Origin of the sequence: Streptomyces sp. HUAS TT11, from assembly GCF_051553595.1 — a bacterium.
In the GTDB taxonomy this organism is placed as follows: Bacteria; Actinomycetota; Actinomycetes; order Streptomycetales; family Streptomycetaceae; genus Streptomyces.
On record NZ_CP196184.1, the window covers coordinates 4,373,169 to 4,389,685 of the forward strand.

Annotated in this window: 16 protein-coding genes; 7 read left to right on the plus strand and 9 right to left on the minus strand. The window is 67.7% G+C overall.

Going from position 1 to position 16,517, the window contains the following annotated elements:
* Nucleotide 1 precedes the first annotated feature (1 nt).
* Nucleotides 2-475 (plus strand): NUDIX hydrolase, encoded by a 474-nt coding sequence (locus tag ACSHXN_RS19570; RefSeq protein ID WP_385753915.1) that lies wholly within the window; start codon nt 2-4, stop codon nt 473-475.
* Here ACSHXN_RS19570 and ACSHXN_RS19575 read toward each other — a convergent pair.
* The 4 genes from ACSHXN_RS19575 to ACSHXN_RS19590 form a co-directional block, all read right to left on the minus strand.
* On the minus strand, nt 463-1,029 hold the full coding sequence (locus tag ACSHXN_RS19575; protein ID WP_384732160.1) for an HD domain-containing protein: 567 nt from the start codon (nt 1,027-1,029) through the stop codon (nt 463-465). The two genes, ACSHXN_RS19570 and ACSHXN_RS19575, sit on opposite strands and share 13 nt — an antisense overlap.
* Before the next feature lies 1 nt (nt 1,030).
* Nucleotides 1,031-1,492 carry a GntR family transcriptional regulator gene (locus ACSHXN_RS19580; protein ID WP_384543419.1) on the minus strand — a complete coding sequence of 154 codons (462 nt, stop codon included), beginning with the start codon at nt 1,490-1,492 and terminating at the stop codon, nt 1,031-1,033.
* A gap of 409 nt (nt 1,493-1,901) precedes the next feature.
* Nucleotides 1,902-3,149, minus strand: coding sequence for a PP2C family protein-serine/threonine phosphatase (locus ACSHXN_RS19585; RefSeq protein ID WP_438303434.1), 1,248 nt, complete (start codon nt 3,147-3,149; stop codon nt 1,902-1,904).
* A gap of 948 nt (nt 3,150-4,097) precedes the next feature.
* A complete protein-coding gene (locus ACSHXN_RS19590; RefSeq protein WP_384732168.1) occupies nt 4,098-4,622 on the minus strand; it encodes a DUF5994 family protein in 525 nt (174 codons plus the stop codon).
* A 277-nt stretch (nt 4,623-4,899) separates the two neighbouring features.
* Between ACSHXN_RS19590 and ACSHXN_RS19595 the strand changes: the two genes are divergently transcribed.
* The 3 genes from ACSHXN_RS19595 to ACSHXN_RS19605 all read left to right on the plus strand — a co-directional run bounded on the left by ACSHXN_RS19595 (nt 4,900) and on the right by ACSHXN_RS19605 (nt 6,112).
* A complete protein-coding gene (locus ACSHXN_RS19595; RefSeq protein WP_385753930.1) occupies nt 4,900-5,460 on the plus strand; it encodes a DUF5994 family protein in 561 nt (186 codons plus the stop codon).
* Nucleotides 5,461-5,600: 140 nt separating this feature from the next.
* On the plus strand, nt 5,601-5,861 hold the full coding sequence (locus ACSHXN_RS19600; RefSeq protein WP_385753920.1) for a hypothetical protein: 261 nt from the start codon (nt 5,601-5,603) through the stop codon (nt 5,859-5,861).
* Between the two features lie 83 nt (nt 5,862-5,944).
* Nucleotides 5,945-6,112: a hypothetical protein gene (locus tag ACSHXN_RS19605; RefSeq protein WP_438303435.1), complete on the plus strand. Its 168-nt coding sequence runs from the start codon at nt 5,945-5,947 to the stop codon at nt 6,110-6,112.
* Between the two features lie 147 nt (nt 6,113-6,259).
* Here the strand turns inward: ACSHXN_RS19605 and ACSHXN_RS19610 are convergent, their stop codons facing one another.
* The 4 genes from ACSHXN_RS19610 to ACSHXN_RS19625 form a co-directional block, all read right to left on the minus strand.
* Nucleotides 6,260-6,559 carry a tyrosine-type recombinase/integrase gene (locus ACSHXN_RS19610; RefSeq protein WP_355131345.1) on the minus strand — a complete coding sequence of 100 codons (300 nt, stop codon included), beginning with the start codon at nt 6,557-6,559 and terminating at the stop codon, nt 6,260-6,262.
* A 78-nt stretch (nt 6,560-6,637) separates the two neighbouring features.
* Nucleotides 6,638-8,953, minus strand: coding sequence for a bifunctional polysaccharide deacetylase/glycosyltransferase family 2 protein (locus tag ACSHXN_RS19615; RefSeq protein ID WP_438303436.1), 2,316 nt, complete (start codon nt 8,951-8,953; stop codon nt 6,638-6,640).
* Nucleotides 8,954-8,969: 16 nt separating this feature from the next.
* Nucleotides 8,970-9,779 (minus strand): hypothetical protein, encoded by an 810-nt coding sequence (locus tag ACSHXN_RS19620; protein WP_356292641.1) that lies wholly within the window; start codon nt 9,777-9,779, stop codon nt 8,970-8,972.
* 1,122 nt (nt 9,780-10,901) lie between these two features.
* Nucleotides 10,902-11,702, minus strand: coding sequence for a hypothetical protein (locus ACSHXN_RS19625; RefSeq protein WP_438303437.1), 801 nt, complete (start codon nt 11,700-11,702; stop codon nt 10,902-10,904).
* A gap of 677 nt (nt 11,703-12,379) precedes the next feature.
* Between ACSHXN_RS19625 and ACSHXN_RS19630 the strand changes: the two genes are divergently transcribed.
* Entirely contained in the window at nt 12,380-12,907 is a 528-nt protein-coding gene (locus tag ACSHXN_RS19630; protein WP_438303438.1) for a hypothetical protein, read from the plus strand.
* Between the two features lie 285 nt (nt 12,908-13,192).
* Nucleotides 13,193-13,726: a DUF1003 domain-containing protein gene (locus ACSHXN_RS19635; protein ID WP_438303440.1), complete on the plus strand. Its 534-nt coding sequence runs from the start codon at nt 13,193-13,195 to the stop codon at nt 13,724-13,726.
* Nucleotides 13,727-14,094: 368 nt separating this feature from the next.
* Here ACSHXN_RS19635 and ACSHXN_RS19640 read toward each other — a convergent pair whose 3' ends face one another.
* Nucleotides 14,095-14,217 (minus strand): hypothetical protein, encoded by a 123-nt coding sequence (locus ACSHXN_RS19640; RefSeq protein WP_355131232.1) that lies wholly within the window; start codon nt 14,215-14,217, stop codon nt 14,095-14,097.
* A 545-nt stretch (nt 14,218-14,762) separates the two neighbouring features.
* Here ACSHXN_RS19640 and ACSHXN_RS19645 point away from each other — a divergent pair.
* A complete protein-coding gene (locus tag ACSHXN_RS19645) occupies nt 14,763-16,451 on the plus strand; it encodes a PA14 domain-containing protein (RefSeq protein ID WP_438303441.1) in 1,689 nt (562 codons plus the stop codon).
* Nucleotides 16,452-16,517 lie beyond the last annotated feature (66 nt).

The following is a 16,517-nucleotide window of genomic DNA, read 5'->3' on the forward strand; positions in this document are numbered from 1 at the left end:
CATGGGACGAATTGACTACCTGCACGACCCGAACGCCCCGGCAGCCAACTCTGTCGTGCCCTCGGTCGTCGCGTTCGTACAGAACGAGGCTGGACACGTACTTATGATCCAACGATCCGACAACGGACGTTGGGCGCTGCCGGGCGGAGGCCACGACGTGGGCGAATCCATCAGTGACACGGTGGTCCGCGAGGTGTGGGAAGAGACAGGCATCAAAGCCGAAGTCGGTGACATGTCGGGGATCTACACCGACCCTGGTCACGTTATGCAGTACGACGATGGCGAGGTCCGGCAGCAGTTCAGCATCTGCTTCCGCGCCCAGCCTGTGGGCGGCGAACTGCGTACGAGCAACGAGACGACGCAAGTCCGCTGGGTCACCCCAGCGGACTTGGCAACGTTGGACGTCCATCCCACGATGCGGCTACGGATCGAGCATGCGATGGACCGGACGCGGACGACTCCCTATATCGGCTGACGCTTCGCGGCGGCGACCCTTTCAACCACTCGCGCCGTACTTGCCAGGATCTCGGGTTCGGCGCGCCGAATGAACGTGCCGATGAGGCTGTCGGCACCGTAACGGCCGGCAATCTCGTTGATCCGGTCCACTGGGTTCGTGGGCGTGCCATCTGGAGTGGTGTTCATGTCGCAGTAGCAGAGTGCGTCGTTCAGGTGCGCGCCCTCACGCGGAAACTCCCCCTCCAATTCCGCATGCAGACCGCGTGCTTCGGCCTCCATCCACGCGCAGGAGTGATGAGCAACCAGTTGCACGACACGTTCGTCGGCATTGGCGACATCTCGCAAATACCGTGCGCCGTCGAGCGGGTGAAAACCCGTCTTGGCGAGGTCGGGTGCGTAACCGATGTCGTGCAGCACGGCCGCGGCTTCCAGCAACTCCGCGTCCTCCCCCAGGACGAGCGCGATGGTGCGCGCTCGTTCGGCAACTCCGAGGCAGTGCCTCCAGCGACGCGGCAGCGGCTCAGCTAGCAGGGACTCAGCCAGGGGATAGGCCCATTCCGTCAGCTCGGACAAGCTACGAACGCTCCTCTCGATTCGGCAGGGTACGGACTGTCCGCACCCTGCCCTGACCTCCGCTCGCCAGCACGCCGGCAGCCTCCAACTTGTCGAGGGCCTTGGTCACGGTCGGGCGCGAGACCCCGAACCGCTCCGCAAGAGCCGATGCGCTAGGGAATGCTGCACCGACTTCCAAGTGCTCATCCGCGATGACACCCACGATGCGTTCTTCCAGTGGGCGGCGGTCTGTCCGCTCGCCTGCCCGTACCACACGCCAACGGCCACCCGGCACCGGTTCCGCGACACCGTCTTTATAGAGAGCCGCGAACGCACGGAGAGCGACCCCCCGCGAGATCTTGTATTCGCTCATGAGTTCAGCAGCAGACGGGAGCTCCGTCATGTCCGCGTCCGCGTCCACCCGCGCCTTCACGGCATCGGCGATCTTCAGGAAGGTTCCCCGAGGACTGGCCTGCTGCGACACCCGTTCTCCCTCTCTGGTCACCCATCGTCGCTCCAAGAATCGCACGTCCGGCGACGGTCGCGGATAGGCACGCATGACTCCGGATACCGCTCACCGGCCCTGTCGCGGCCGCGTGTTCGTTGTCCTGGTCTTTGTCCAGTGCACCGACGAACACCCCCGTTCACTGTCGTACTCGCACCCCCTCTCACCTGCCCTGCGGATCCCCCCGAACGCCTCCGAACGCCTCCGAACGGCTACGCGGACAGGTGGAAAGTGTGTTGGACGCCTAAGAAGTGCCCACGCATCGACCACACAGCCCCAGTACGAAGCCTGTGCCGCGCCCGCTGCGGGTTTTGAATCCACGGCGACTCGCGCCACGGCGGTTTTCAAGATCGTCGGCCGACGTTCGGTGAAGCGGCGGCCGAGGTGCTCACGGCCCGGGCCAGTCCAGGCATAGGACGGTGGCGTCGTCGCGTGGGTCGTGATTTGTGGCCTGCAGGACAGCGTCGGTGAAAACGCGCACGGCATCACGCGGGTGCCAGTCGCCGGTCTGTTCGATCAGACTGCGCAAGCCGAAGTCAGTGCCGTGAGGCTCCAGCATGCCGTCGGTAAGGAGTACCAGGCGGTCGCCGGGACGAAGGTCGAGGCTCTGGACGCGATACCCCGGGTTTGGTGTTACGCCGAAGGGCAGGTCGACGAAGAGGGCGACCTCCTCGACCTTTCCGTCGCGCAGACGCAGCGGCCAGATGTGACCTGCGTTCACGACGGTGGCGTGTCCGGTGTCGAGAGCTACACGTAGTAGTTGACCGGTGACCATGGCTTGGCCGCCGTACTCGGCGATGGCCTGATGCATCTGATCGGATCGGTCGGCGTCGACCAGATGAGCCTGGTTGGCATAGCGGGCGACTGCCCGATGGGCGTCCTTGGCCTGTGACGCAAGGCCGGCGCCCGCGCGGCGAGCGTTGCGTAGGGCGCCGACGACCATTGTGGCCAGCAGTGCGGCCTGCACGTCGTGGCCCATGGCATCAGTGAGGGACAGGTACAGGGACCGGCGGTCGAGGCTGTAATCGAAGGTATCGCCGCCGATGTCGGCAGCCGGTTCCAGCGCTCCGGCGACGGTGAACCGACCGGCATTACAGGTGAAGGAATCAGGCAGAAGGCGGTGCTGTATTTCGGATGCAAGCGATAGCCGTGTGGTGCATCGACCCCATTCATATAGATCGGTGAAGCGTCGGTTGACGATCACCACATAGGCCAGAGCGTGGGCGGCCTCGGAGATGCAATGCACTGTCTGCGGGTCGGGAGGAGCGGGCAGCGTCAGCTCCAACACGCCGATCGCGTCCCCGCGGTCAGTCACGGGTGCAATGACCCGTACCAGGCCCGGCCCCCCTTCTTCCGCCCCTTCCGCCTTCTCCACCTGTACATGCTGAGTGCGGATCACCCAGTCGTACACCGTGCCGGACAGCTTGATCGGCTCCGGTCGCCCCCGGCCGCCATCATCAGCCGCGCTGGTCAATCGTACGAGGGCTTTGCCGCCGTGGTCCGTGATGAGAAAGGAGACTTCAACCGCGGCGATCTGCTCCTCCAGCACCCGCTCCAGGATTGCCACCGATTCCACCGGCGGTGCTGCCTCCACCAGCGTCAGCAGGCGACCCAACCACGTCCTTTCATCGGCCACGTTCCCCGCCTTCCTCGTCGGCATCAGAGGCTCACCAAATCGATGGGCTGGGGCACCCCCGCATCGCCGACTCCCGACTCACCACGGGGCAGGGCGCCTTTTGTCTGTAACATTCCAATAATATCCCTGTCTGTGCCTGTCTGCTGCGGCACAGGAAACGCCTCTTCATCCCCGACCTACCTGACCGGGCCTTCATCGTCTCGTGGCTGTTCGTCAGGCCTATCCAGGATGGGCTCTCGGGTGTACTGCGGGCTCCCAGACGGCGGGGCCACCCCGGGGACTATGAGTTCGGCGAGGAGCCCGCTCAGATCATCCGTGGATAGCGCCAGGCCCAGGGTCTGCACGATGCGCAAAGCACAGTCCCTGATGGACTGAGCGCCCACCTCGGGTGCCGCAGTGCTCCTGATCTCGTCACACACTCGACTGAACTGCTCAGCGCTGATCGTTGGCCGGCTTACTGGTTGCGCCATCTTTGCACTCCTCATGGGAGAACGGGCCCCACCCGCTCTCCCAGAAAGCGCTCAGCACACCCGAACGGCAACTGGAGAGAGCCGGCGCGCAGCACCTAAGCCAGAGGGCAGTACCCGCATCAACGACACCCATGTCGCCGACGAACTGCCAGAAGATGCTCGCACCGGATGCCACTTTGGCCGTGCCACAGACGTGCCAGATCGGGCGGGGACTCACGGGGAATCGGGGTGGGCAGGGGTACGTGCCGCCCGACTCGGTGCAAGATAGCGAACCGCTGGTCATGCCAGTGATGGCCCAACCTCGCTCCTAAAGCGGTGGTCCTGTCCAGGTGCCCTCTCTACCCTGTCCGCATGTGCCGATACGCGACGACGTTGTCCGCCACTGGGCATCCACCCCGACGGGCGGCACCGCCTTGATCGCCTTGAAGTCGGCGCCGTCCAGCGGAGATAGACCTACTGGTGCCCGGACCTCCAGACGTCATTCCTCGGGCCGTTCCTCGCCAGTCGGAGAGTCCTCGGCAAGAATCGGGTGTGCCTGATGGGTGCCGGTGTCGATGAGGATCTGTGCGGCATGGGTGACGTTGTCGGCCCGGACGGCCCTGGCCATCGCGGCGCGGGCGGCGTCGGCTGTCGCGTGCGGCGGGACCACGAGGAGGGAGAAGTGGTCCTGGTCGCCCCGAGTGATCAGGACGGTGTCATCACCGACCGAGAAGGAGTCGATATGGACGACCTGGTCGTCGATGACCAGGCGCGTGGGAAGTTCATCCCATGCGGTGGCGTCCAGGCCGACGCGCGTGATGGGGCCGAGGTGACCGGTCAGTACGCGTATGAGGGCGGGCAGCTCCGCGCCGATGTCGCGGGAACGCGGCCACCATGCGCCGTCGAGGTTGCCTTCCCGGGAATGTGTCGTCTCCAGTCGCAGAAGAACTGTCCCGGGTTTCGCGGCCCGATGGATCGCGTCCGGCAGGAGCCCTGGGGCGTGAGGGATGTCGGATTCGGTCATAATGTGTCCGCCTGTCTGCGGGATTCGGTGTCGCCGCCGAACGCGGGACCTCGTCTTCTCACCGTAAATCGCGCGCCGCCGCGCCGGCTGCGCCCACAAGTGGTTCCGAACTCGTAGCCTGCCGGTGAAATGCCTGCTCACGGGCCATTCCGGGGCCTCGGAACGGCGTAGAGTGGAAGCACCAGGAGCACTTCGCACACCGGCCGCCATGTTGGTGTCGTTCCCGGCGAGCAATAACACCGGCCTCCAAGAGGAGGCACGGGGACAGGTCCGTGTCATGACCGTGACCATCGAACCTACGATCATCAAAGAGCGTCTGCCTTCGGCGTCGGCCCGGCTGTCCCTGATCCCGACCGGCCCGGTTCCAGGTCTCCTGGACGGTGCCTGGTGGCCCCGCTCCCGTGATCTCCTCCGGGAGATCCCCACTCTGACGGACGCGCTCGACGCGTGCTGGGGTCGGATCACTCACGTCACCGTGAACCCGGCCCACTGGCCCGTCATCCCGCGCAGGGTCCCCGTCACGGGCCACACAGTGCATGTCGGCTGGTTCGCCGACGAGCAGGACCCGAACAAAGTGATGCTCTTCTCCTACACGGTGGGCCGCCTGGACCTGCTGGTGATCCCTCCGGAGACAGAGCCGACCGCCGCCGCCCGGCTGATGGCAGCAGCAACCGTTCCGGGAGGTATCCGCACCGCCAGTGGTCTCATGATCGACGAGGCCATCAGCCACGAGGCGGCAGAGGCTCAAAGCCGAGAAGAGGAATGGGAGACCGACGGCGGGGCCGCTTCGGCGGCTGTAACCGCGATCGGGATCTTCAGTTCCGCCCTGAGAAGGTGACGACGTGGAGACATCCGCCACCGTCGCCGTGATCTCATGATGCAGACCTTCCAACCGAGGGCAAGCGTGGGGCGACGGCCGTCACGCTCACGGGCACGTCGCCCCTGATGTACGTCGTCCTGAATGAACAAGGGGTCACCATGAAGTCACCGGAACTGCCGTCGGCCGGGCACGCGGAGGTTCGTATCGTCGCCGCGGACCCGGAGGCGGCTCGTCATGTCGCGGAGATTCTCCGCCGTTGTTTCTCCGCCGCCGAAGCACGCAGCTACCCCGCGGGCCCCGACGGCGGAACACGCCTCCACCTCACCGTGGACACCACGCGCATGGCGGAGCCGGCGCGCTCCTGGCTGTTGGCCAGCCAGTCCTCCCGGGACGATCACACACAGCCGGACGAAATCTGAGGAGATGGCCCTCAGCGGGAGAAGAAGGACACCGCCCCAGACGTACGGGTTTCCGTCAGTGCCGGCACGAGAGGCAGGCGACCATGGCGACACTGCACGAGCGGGAGCACTACCGCGAGGCGATCATGAAGACCCTGGGCAACGCACCGGCCCTGGGGAGTGAGCGGGGAGTGGATCAAGGACGCCTTGCGGATCGCCACCCACCGGAACCAACTCGTACCAACGCCCTGACCTGCACAGCAGTCGAGTAGCCCTGGTCAGCGATCTTTCCGCACATTATTCGGGACGAAGAGGTCGTGGGTTCAAATCCCGCCACCCCGACAGTGAAACACCAGGTGAGGCACCTACCAATTTTGGTAGGTGCCTCACCTGTTTCGTCTGCGTGTCTATCTGCGTGACTACCGCTGTGGATCCCGCTTGAAGATCCCTTCCATGATCACGGCGCCGGTCTGACTCACGGGGCGGATCTGCTTCCGGTAGACCTCCTCAGTCACAGCCGTACCGGAGTGGCCGACGAGCCGGGAGATCTCCTCCAGGGGCACCCCCCGGCCCGAGAGCAGCGACACGAAGCTGCGCCGGAGCTCCCGAGGCTTCCGCTCATCAGCCTTGATCCCTTCCGCCTCCTTGAGCGCCCGGCGAAAGGCCCGCCGCATGTTGGTCGCGTCCAGCGGCTTTCGCTCGTTCGACACGTGCGTCAGGCGAGGGGCGAACCCGGGCGCTTCATGAACGGGTCGGTCGGCATTCTCTTGTCCGGCTGAAGCCGCCTGCGCGACCTCTCAGTACCGCTGCGACGTTTCCTGCGAGGCCGGGCGCTGGAAACCGTCGGGGGGTGAGGACGGCGGATGCCCGTCGTACGGTGCCGGATGCTGGAAGGCGCCGTACTCCACCGGCGGACGAAAGTCTGTTTCTTGCGGAGTGAGGCCGTGACCCGCCGTCCCGGCCTCCACGCCCACGGGAGCCTGCAGGCTGCCGTATCGCTCCATGCGCTGCCACCGCAGCCGTGAACCGGACACTGCGGTGAACACGGACTGGATCACCACCAGGTACATCAACTGCCGGTAGACGAACTGCTGCAGCGGCAGACTCCACAACGGTCCCGGCCGCTCCCCGTCCAGGCGGAACGCGTACAGGCCCATCAGGAACTGGAGCAGAAGGAAGGCGAGCCAGAGCCCGGTGATCCGGACCGGGTCGAGAAAGACCAGCCCGTACACGGCGAAGATGTCCACGAAGGGTGCGAGCAGGGGCAGCAGGACCTGGAAGAGCAGCAGGTAGACCAGGCCTCGGCGACCCAGTTTTCCGGCCGGGCCGCGCTGCACCAGGGCGCCGCGGTGTTTCCACATGGCTTGCAGGGTGCCGTAGCACCAGCGGTATCGCTGCCGCCACAGGGCGTCGAGTGACGCGGGGGCTTCGGTCCAGGCCTTCGCTGTCTCCTCGTACACCACGCGCCAGCCGTTTCGGCACAGTGCCATGGTGAGGTCGGTGTCCTCGGCCAGGGTGTCGTCGCCGACGCCCCCGAGGTCCAGCAGCGCCCGGCGACGGAACGCGCCGACGGCTCCGGGCACGGTCGGCATGCATTCGGCGAGGTCGAACAGGCGACGGTCGAGGTTGAAGCCGACCACGTACTCGATGTGCTGCCAGCGGCCGAGCAGGCCGCCGCGGTTGACGACCTTCGCGTTGCCCGAGACGGCACCCACGCGAGGATCGGCGAAGGGTTGCACGATCGTACGAACGGTGTCGGGTTCGAAGACCGTGTCGCCGTCGACCATGACCACCAGGTCCCAGGAGGCGGCTGCAAGGCCGGTGTTGAGGGCCGCGGGCTTGCCCGCGTTCTGCTGGCGGATCACTCGTACCGGAAGGTGAAGCGACTCCACCAACTCGGCGGTGCCGTCGGTCGAACCGTCGTCCACCACGATGATCTCGACCGGATGGTCCGAGGCGGACAGTGAGCGTACGGCTGCCTCGATCCCCGCGCTCTCGTTGTATGCGGGGACGATGATGCTGACGGGCTCGGTGACCGGAGGTCCCCAAGATTGTCCCCGGCGTCCTCTGCGCAGACGACGGTGCCGTCGGGCTGCGATCAGCACGACCACCGCGCGCAGCACGCTGATCGCTCCGGCGGCGTACATCAGCAGGCCCAGCAGCCACACGACCCAGTCGCCGCCTTGCAGCACCGTGATGAGGGCCAGCCCTTGCAGGTGCTCGGCGAACCCGGCGGGGTGGACGGGTGTGGCCATACCGACCGCATCGGAGACCGTCGCGAACGTGTAGCCCTGTGCCTTGAGCCGCGGGAGCAGGGTACTCAGCGCGGCGACGGTCTGGGACCGGTCGCCGCCGGCGTCGTGCATCAGCACGATCTGCCCCGCGCTGCCGTGCGGTGTGGCGTGGGCGAGGATCCGCTCCACACCCGGGCGCTGCCAGTCCTCGGCGTCCTGAGTGGCGAGCACCGTGACATACCCTGCCGCGTCGGCCTGCTGGAGGACGGACCAGTCGGTGTTGTCCAGTGCGTCGTTCCGCGATGAGTACGGCGGCCTCAACAGCGCGGTGGTGACCCCCGCGGCGCCGGCCACCGCGAGCTGCGTCTCGCGCAGTTCCAGGGAGCGCTGCCACGGGGCAAGCCGAGCCAGATCGGGATGGGTGAAGGTGTGGATGCCGAGCTGGTGGCCTTCCGCGACGATCCGCCGTACCAGCTCGGGGTGGGCTACGGCCTGGGTTCCGACGATGAAGAAGGTCGCGTGCACATGGTTGCGGCGCAATACGTCCAGGATCCGTGGCGTCCAGACAGGGTCCGGGCCGTCGTCGAAGGTCAGGGCGATCGTGCGGGGCTTCACCCTGGCCGTGTGCGCAGTGGTGGCAGCGTTCGCGATCACGGGGCCACCGCGCACCACCTGGCTGGGAACTGCGTCATTGCGGCCCCGAGCGCCGGTCACGCTGTCCGAGGTGATACCGAACATGTGATGGGTGTAGCCCTGCAGCAAGAGGGCCGTAGCCAAGGTCACCGCCAGCACGCTCAGGAGGAACCAATGGGTGCGTGGTGTGATCTGGCGGGTGGTGCTGCGCCGACGAAGAGCGTTGGAGCGTCTGCGGTTGGTCACGGCAAGGGGCCTTGGATCACTTCACGGGATTGTGGGACGAGCCGACCGCGCGGCCCTTGGACGTCCGAGTCGGGGTGGGGGTCGCGGTCGGGGCCGAGCTCGGGGAGTCGACCGCCGTGGGCTCAGTAGGCGTGGGTGTGGCCGCGGAGGCGGTCGAGCGGTCGGCGGAGCCGGACGTCTTCTGCGTCGGTGTGGGGCGGGAGTTCGTCTGCCGCGCTGCGGAGGGCGCACTTCCCGGGGTGTGGCCGGTGCCGGCGGGGATGTCGGGCGCGGTCGCCCGGGGCGTGGCCGGATGTGTGGCGTCCGGTTGTGGGACGAACGGGGCGCTGAGGCTCGGGCCTCCCAGCACCGTGCTGATCAGCAGGGCAACGTAGCCACCGGCGGGAATCACCAGCAGCCGGGCGGCGCGCAGCACGCGGCGCTGGCGTCGTCCCGAGGAATCGACGAAGACGGGCCGCTTCGACTCGCCTTTCGGGGCGTCCGGTCCCGGTACGGGAAGATCCGGCGTGTCGCCTTCCGGGGGCGGCACGGTGAGCACGTCGCCATGACCGGCGTCCCACCCCGCAGTGTCAGGGCCTGGCCCGACGGCGGGGGCATCCGGTGCGAGCACATAGAGATGCGGCCAGGCGGCGGCCGGGTTCGGCCCCGCCGCATCGACGTAGCCCGTCGGCTCGGCCGAATGCGCGTACTGTGCCGGCTCCCAGGGCGCCGCGTCGGTATCGATGGCGGTGCTGCCGCCGTACCCGTCGCCATACCCGTACGCGTACGGGACGCCGCCATGCGGATCCGCGCCGTACGTCCCGTCGCTCGGGTTCGTCCCCTGCACGGTCGTGCCTCCTGCCCTGGCCGACCGACACAGTCGTCCGCTAGGAGAGAGCGAACCCGGCCGGAAGTGTTACACCTGAGTCCTGCAGTGCAGAACGAATCGACCAGACAGGGCGAATTGACCGACCTTGGAGTCGGCAGGACGACGGCCTGCACTGCCGGCTGCTTCAGGAGGCAGGGCTCGCGGCGACTCGACGTTGACTGCGCAGCGAATCCGGGTTCGGACGCCGTAGTTGCGGTTCGCAGATCGCGCGTGGCTGCCCATCGTCGATCCGACAGGTGTACGGGGCGGCCGGACCCCCGTGCAGTGGGCGGGGGCGGCCCGGCCGGACCCGTCCCTCTCCACGCCACCCTCGGGGGAAGTTCAATAGCGGCGCAGAGAGCGGTCTGGGACTACTCGGTTCGACGTCTGACCAGATGCTGGTTCCGTGGTCTCCTCCGTGCGCATTCGGCATTCACGGAGCGCAGAGCCGGCGCGAACCGTCACCCGTGAAGACAGCGCCGGTCAGACGCTGGATCGGCGGACACCGACGAACCATCACACCCACCGGGGTAGGCCGGGATCACGCCGGCTGCCGAGCGGGGCAACGTGACGGTGAAGGGCACCGGATGTGTTGTGACACTTCTGTGTGCACCGACGCTGGTCTCCATGAGGCTGCTGATGCGACCGGAGCGTGTGTGATGGCGCGGACGACAGCCGAACCGAGCAAGCGCAGAGGTAGAGCAAGCGGCTGCAGCGGGATGCGCCAGCAGCTGACGACCGTCTCTACACAGAAGCCGCGGTGGCTGCTGCATCACGGAGGAGTGCAGCAGCCACCGCAATCGCAGCTTCCCGGGCTGAGGGCGTCGAGGTGCGCCCGTATGCACCAGACACTCGAGCCCCGTGCCGCCAGTGAGATCGAACAGCCTGGCCAGGCGACAGCTCTCCCGTCTCACCTTCCGTCTCATTCAGCAGCGTTCATCGGCGAACAACCGCAGACGTCTGCGGACCCAGCAGGCATCCGCCCGGGCCCTGGGCGCCCCTCCCCCGCGCCTCTGCCCCGACGAGGGCGCCTGAGCGTCTCGGCGGCTACAGCGACGGCTTCCTCGATCAACCCGGCCGACAGCTGTTCGTGGTGGGGCGTCAGTCGTGGTGTGGCTGCTGGTTCCTGGGCGCGCCGTGGCTGGTGTCGAGCTCGTCGAGCCTGTGTTTCTTGTCGTGTCTGCTGTTGTGGTGGTGCTGCTTCTCGCAGTGTCTGCCGCGTTTGATGGTGGTGGGGTCAATGGCGGTGTTGGTGTCGGGGGTGCTGCCGCCTCCGGTGACCGTGACGGTGTTGGTGACCTGCTTCGGCGCCCTGCAGGACGCTTTGACCGTGAGCGTGATCGTCGGATAGCTGGCGCCGGGGGCGAGGGTGTCGCTGCGGGTGCAGGTCGGTGTGGCCAGGGTGCAGGTCCATCCGGTGCCGCTGAGGGAGGCGGCGGTCAGCCCGGTGGGCAGGGTGTCGGTCACGGTGACGGTGGTGCCGTCGGTCGGGCCGGTGCCGTTGTTGGTGACCGTGATGCTGTAGGTGTTCTTCTCGCCCCGAGCGAACGCGCCCTGGTGGGTCTTGGTGACGGTCAGGGAGGGGGACGGGGGTGGCGGCGTGCCGATGGCCACACCTGACGGGCCGAAGCCGGCGGGGACGGTGGCGGTGACCGTGTTCGTCGCCGTGTCGATCACCGACACCGTGTTCGAACCCTGATTGGTGACGTAGGCGTTCGGCGTGGGGGCAGCCGCCTGTGCCGGGGTGGCAGCCAGGACCGGCAGGGACAGTCCCGCCAGCATGGCCAGCACGGCCACGGCGCCGATGACCAGCCGCACGATGCCCGGGCCTGGCCCGGGCCTGCTCCTGTCCGACACCGGGCCGCCCTGCGGCCAGGGCTGCTTGCCCCCATATGGGATCACGAACGCCTCGCTTCGTCAGGAAGGGCGGCCGCGACCGGACCTGCCGTGGGCGCCGACAGCACACCGCAGCCACACACAGCATGTGACTGTGCGTCACTCCATGTAGCTTGATGTGGAAAGGGAGGCCAGCACTCCGCAACCAAAGTGCCAGGCAATGCCGTTGGGCGCACATCGGATACGACCCGATCGGCTGACCGTCAGACCGGCTGCAACAGCGGCATGCGGCCGTCGGCACACCCTGCGGTGCGACCGCACCCTTCGGCGGAAGGCGTCCGAGGGCCGATTCCGCGCGGCGGCAGGACCTGGACGAAAGGCGCCACCACATGCGAAGCCAACGGCACAGCCTCACTCTCGCCGCCTCTGATCCGGCGTCGTGGAGTACCTGTACGACGGCAGCTGGCGCCCGGCCAAGGGCGTCGCGCTCGACATGGACTACTACGCCACGGCGACCAGCGGTACCGGCGGGCGCTTCACACTCACCCACCCGTACCTGCTGTCCGACGACGGCACGTTCACGGTGCGGACCAGCCTCGACAGCTACCTGGCCGACCTGTATCTGACCGCCTCGCACGCGCAGCTCAAGGTCGACGTCATCAACCGGACGAACATCTGCTTCTGTTCGAGTTGGCTTGACGAGTACTCCGACCTGCACATCCAGGGCAGCATGAACGGCAGCAATGGCAAGGTACCGCCGAACCGGAAGCTGTACCTCCGGCAGTCGGCCGACCGGCAAGTCCGGCGGGAAGTCGCTCGGCTGGTTCACCACGAAGTGCGACGGCACCTTCAACCTCGACGCGTACGTGTCGGTGCCGAAGGGCTACTGGCGGCTGTACTCGGCAGGGTCGTCGGACTACCGGTCCGGCTACTCCGGCTCCGTGCACTTCAACCGCACCGCCACCAGGATCACCGGCTTCGACGCCGGTCCCGAGCCGGTGCGCAAGGGCCACACCTCGACCAGCACCGGCATCTTGCAGCGGCTGAGCGGTACGAAGTGGGTGGCGTTCGGCAAGCAGCGCGTCTCCATCCTCTTCCGGGCCAAGGGCAAAAAGTCCTGGACGCGGTCGGGCTCCGTCAAGGCGGACTCGCACGGCCACTTCACCGCCCGCCTCACCGCGAAGCAGGACGGCACCTGGGTCGGGGTCTACCTCGCGTCCGGCTCCTACGTGGACGCCGAGAGCGACCACGACTACGTGGACGTGCGCTGAGCAACCCTTTTCGACGACCACCGCGAAGGGCGCCCCGGAAGCCTCCTGGGCGCCCTTCGCCGTTGCGGCCGGTCGGCCACGTGCTCCAGGAACGCCGTGGTCGGGGAGCAGCGACACGAACCTGGGCCGGCGCCCCCGCCGGGACGATGTGGTCGATCCGGCGCTCGGCGCCTTTCGGTCCCGCACCCGGCAGAAGGCGCTGTGGGTGTCACAGATGAGGGCCGTGTCCTGTCTTCCCTTCGAAGCAACCGGTTCGATACGGGAAGGCTGACAACGGCTGACACGATGACCGCACACTCCGCAGACCACGCCTTCCGATCGAGCTCCGCCCCCGGCGGTACTCATCGCCGCCTCGACCCCCGCTTGCGCCACGAACAGCTGGTGTTCGCCAGGATGCGTACGTCGCAGGACCGGTTCGCGGACGCGATCACCGCCCTCGCGGGCACGATGGGGTTCGTCTACGTCCATGCCGTCTGGTTCGCGGTGTGGATCGCTCTCAACCTCGGGCTGTTCGGCAGGTCGGCGGTCTTCGACCCTTACCCCTTCGGGCTGCTCACCACGATCGTGAGTCTGGAGGCCATCTTCCTGTCCACGTTCGTGATGGTGAGCCAGAATCGGCAGGCCGCACGAGAGAACGTGCGGGCCGATCTGGATTTCGAGACCAACCTTCGCGCCGAAATCTGGGCGGTGCACACGGGCAAGGCGCTCGGCCTGAATCCGGAGGAGATCGAGCGTCACGTCCAGGAGACCATCCAGCAGACCAGGCGCGCGATGGACCTGGGGACCGAGGTTCAGCCGGTGGACCCGGAGACCCTGTGAACGTGGCCCCGGGACCGGCTGCGCCACGGGCCGGAGTCGTCCACGGCGGACCGCTTCCGCGGTCACCTGACCGGCCGGCCAGCTGGGCGATGACCTCCGGCGGGATGCCCTGGTCGGGGACCGGCGGCAGGGACGGTGGGCCGCCGATGCGCGGTGGGCTGCTTCTGCAGGACGGACTGCACAAAGGGCTCTCGGCCGAAGAGCAACCCTGGCTCTGAGGGCCAACTCCTGGCAGAGCGAACGGGATCAGAGACAGGAGGATGTCCCGCCCCGCCTCGGGCGAGGCGAGGCAGGGCGTCATCCGTATGGTGGTGCCACCCGTCGGGCCGGATGTGGAGTACCCGGCCGCGGCTTCTCGGGCCGGGTCCTCAGTACAGGGCCTTGTACTTCTGCCGGCCGGTGCCGATCTTCACCCGCGGCGCGAAGGACCCGTTGCCGTAACCGGTCTGCCGGAACAGACTGCCCGCGGTGTCCCGCGCAACGATGTCCACCTTGCCGTCCCCCGTGATTCACCCGCACCGAGGGCACGGCGGGACGGCCGTGGCCGATCAGGAGCGTGTCAACGGTGCTGTGAGAATGCCCAGCCCCCCGGCTGTCCCCCCATGCAAGGCGGCATGAGGCTAACAGCGACCCCGGGCCCATCAGGTGTACCGGAGATCACTTCCTCGTAACCGTGAACGGACCCGCCACGGGCGGGACGAGCGTCCGGTCAGGGGCTGGATGCGGGGTCGGTGCGGCGCGTCACCCGGGGGCAAAAGGGGTTCCGGCTGTCCCCGGGGGGTGCGGAGCGAACGTCCCTCGGCTCCGTGGATGCCCGGTGAGCAAGCGTGATCGGCGCGGCATGCAGGGCTTGCGGCGTCGTCTCCTGGTCCGTGACCGCTGCGACAGCGCGGTTCAAGACCGCGTTCCGGCCGTCGGCGCGCACGCCCTGAGCAACGCCCCGGTCGCCCGACAACGGACGTACAACCTCTTCCCGGCCTCATGTGTCGTGATCACGAACGCTCCTTTCCGCGTTCTGATCCGATCAGAGGACCGAATGAACCCAGCCGGACGACGCGCGGCCTCCGCGGCCGCCACCGCCGTCGTGCTCACCACCGCGGGTGGCCTGCTCACCGCCCTCGCCACGCCCGCCTCAGCAGCCGTCAGCTGCGCTTCCCCCGTCTACAAGCGGCAGTTCTTCTCGAACACCACTTTCTCGGGCACACCGAAGAAGACCGACTGCGACTCCTCGATCAGCGAGAACTGGGGTACGGGCCGCCCCACTTCGGCCCTGCCGGTCGACAACTTCTCCGTTCGCTGGACGGTGACCCGCGACTTCGGCTCCGGCGGCCCCTTCGCCCTCACCGCGTCGGCCCAGGACGGCATCCGTGTCTACCTCGACGGCAGCCGCAAGATCGACCTGTGGAAGAACGTCTCGTCGACGGTCTCCAAGACCGTCAACCTGACCGTCCCCTCCGGCAAGCACAGCCTCCGTGTCGACTACGTCAACTGGACCCGGAGCGCGAACGTCAAGTTCGCCTACACGCCCCGCACTTCCGCGACCGTCGACAAGGTCAAGCCGCTGGCTCCGGGCGGAACATCCGTGTCGTACGACAGAGCGACGGGGAAGGCCAAGCTCACCTGGTCCAAGAACAAGGAGATGGACCTTGCGGGTTACCGGGTCTACCGGCGCCTCAAGAGCAGCACCGGCTGGACGAGGCTCGCGACCACCACCGCCACGTCCTACACGGACGCGACCCTGCCCGTGACGGGCGCGGCGTACTACTACGAGATCCGCGCCCACGACAAGGCGGGCAACGAGTCGGCCGGCACCGCCGATCAGGCGGTCACCACCGTCGACCGGACCCCACCGCCCGTGCCGACCGGACCGAGCGTCGCCCGGGAACCGGAGGCTCTGCGGGTCCGGTGGAACGCGGTCGAAGGAGCGGCGTCCTACCGGGTGTACCGGGCGACCGGTGCGGACGGGACCTATACCCGCGTCGGCACCACCGCCCAGGTCTCGTACCTGGACACCTCGGCCGCCGAGGGCACCGCCTACTACTACCGGGTGACGGCTCTCGACGCCGCGGGCAACGAGTCCGCGCGGTCCGTCGCCGCCGCCGGCACGCTCTGGGACCTCACCCCGCCGTCCGCCGTCACCGGGGTGACCGTCACCCCGACCGAGTACGGCTTCGAGGTGCACTGGGACGCCAACCCGACTCCGGACCTGGCCCGGTACGTGGTCCGGCGGGGCGAGCTGCTGGGCGACGAGGAGGGGCAGTGGTGCTCCCTCTACCCCGGCTACTACCTGGGGGCCGACACCACCTCGTACGCGTACACCACGATCCCGGACGGCGAGGAGACCTGCTTCATCGTCGATGCCGTCGACGACGCCTGGAACTCTTCCTTCGACTGGACGGGCGAGGCCCAGGTCGTGACCGCGACCGAGCTCGACATGACACCGAGCGTGGCGACGCCGGAGGGCTCGCCGGTCGAGCTGACGGCCACGTCGAAAGAGGCGGACGTCGAACTGTCCTGGTATCCGGTGACCGACGCCGCCGACTACCAGGTCTATCGCTGGAACCCGGAGGCCGCGGCGTACGAGAAGCTGGCGGCCACGACGGGGACCTCCTACGAGGACACCGCCGCCACCAAGGGCACCACTCACTTCTACTGGGTGACCGCCCGGCACGCGGACGGTACCGAGTCCGCGCCCGGCGCCGACGGGGTGGCGATGGCGCCCTGAGCACACGAAAGAGGGCCCGGAGGTCTCCGGGCCCTCTTCACGACGGGGTTTCCCCGTCCCCGCGCG